At 39.4% G+C, this 1629-nt stretch carries 3 protein-coding genes; all 3 read right to left on the minus strand.

Annotation, left to right across the window (positions count from 1 at the left end; translation table 11 throughout):
- On the minus strand, positions 1-650 hold a 650-nt coding region (locus tag NWQ57_RS05200), incomplete at its 3' end, for a YjbH domain-containing protein (protein ID WP_306021074.1).
- Positions 647-1372, minus strand: a complete 726-nt coding sequence (locus NWQ57_RS05205) for a capsule biosynthesis GfcC family protein (protein WP_306021075.1) — start codon at positions 1370-1372, stop codon at positions 647-649. The genes NWQ57_RS05205 and NWQ57_RS05200, both read right to left, overlap by 4 nt.
- 29 nt (positions 1373-1401) lie before the next feature.
- The coding region (locus NWQ57_RS05210) for a YjbF family lipoprotein (protein WP_306021076.1) at positions 1402-1629 on the minus strand (228 nt) is incomplete at its 5' end.

Consider the following 1629-nt stretch of genomic DNA (forward strand, 5'->3'; position numbering starts at 1 on the left):
ATTCCACCGAATAATGATGCGTCACCTTTAAAAAATTTACCAAACTCTACTGTGCCACCACTGCCAGAAAAACCATCTTCGCGATCACAAAAGCGTTCCGCTGCTTGACAAAAAGGGTTTGATATATTGCCTTCCGTGCCTAAATACCCCCAACCGATTCCAAGATGGAAATCAAAAGGACCGTAAGCTTTACTAGCGGCAAAAAATTCGCTGTCGAAAAAGCCCGTACCGCCAATATCTCGAAAGCCTACTGATAACTCTGGTAGATAATAACTTTCTTGCAAGAGACGAAATTTAACATCAATGCCCTTGTCCTTGAGGGTTTGATCGCCGCTGAAGTTGGGAAAAGGACTATAAAGTCGCGTACGAACATCCGTATATCTAACCGTTGATTCCATCCAAGGAAATAACTGTAACGAAGCTGACCAAAAACGATATTCTTCGTTATCGGTGTAATTCATACTCAAATTACCATCGGGTGCCATCCTAGCGGTTGGCATTTGCCACAAACCAATGCCGCCTTGAACCATTTGTGTTGTTCTGTTGGGGGCTCGCTCCTCTTGAGCGAAAAGCGTGCCGGAATTTAAGAAAGCGATAAGCACAAAAATTAATGACTTAAGGAACGGTTGCCCTATCAAACTATACTTCATGGCAAGATCCTATTTTTTGCGAGCTGAATAATTTGTCTATTTAATTCAGTGTTTTCACTAGAAAACTGCGATTCTGGTAAGGGAAGAAATATCTGACTGCCTGGCATAATATCAACGCATTCTGCGTTCCAGTAAGCGATACCCACCTTAAGCGATACGCCATCAGGTTGGACGATGTATATGTAGTCCTTATTTTCTTGTTGTAAAAATAGCTCAGATACAAGTTCAGAAGAACATTGTTTTTTATTCGTTTTTATTACTCTGGGTAAATCAGTTAATCCGAATATAGTTAAATAAGGGGAACGTGTAGATAAATCTAAGCGGTAACTTCCATCTTCAAATCGAGGGTTGTAACGAGGATCAACTTGAGCTAAATCAAAGTCTATTTTAATCAAGATCCTGTCTGCTAAATGCCAGTTCTGTATCTGACTGATCAATTTGGTGAAATTAGCCGCATCATTATGGCTAGCAGTCAGCTGGGCAGACTGAAGATTACTTATAGTCATTTCTCGAAGCTTATTAGCTTCATTGCTATTCACTCGAAATAGTCGTGACGTTGGCCAATACCAGTCTTTCTCATCTGCAACTTTAGATAGTACTTCACTAAGACGAGGCTGATTTGTAAAGACAAAATCACGGTGATTAATTGTGATACTGGCCTCTGAAAAACAGAAGTGTGAGAAAAAAAACAAACTTAAATAAAGGTAAGATAGCTTCAACATAAAATCCTACTGGAACAAATTTTCATAATTTAAAGTCTTAAGGCTCTACTGACATATACGATGTCGAAAAAGGAACCGCCTGGCACTGTTTTTTGCCTGCTTCGTAATAGCCTACCGCTTTCTTTATTGAACCAAAACTGATTAGTCCACTGAGCTTCGGCAGTTTTATAAGACTTTATGTCAACTAATCTGACATCTTCTTCAATCATGACGGTATCAATATCTAGATCTTGTACCTTTAGAGTTTGTTGTCCCAA

Source organism: Paraglaciecola sp. (assembly GCF_030730205.1).
In the GTDB taxonomy this organism is placed as follows: domain Bacteria; phylum Pseudomonadota; class Gammaproteobacteria; order Enterobacterales; family Alteromonadaceae; genus Paraglaciecola.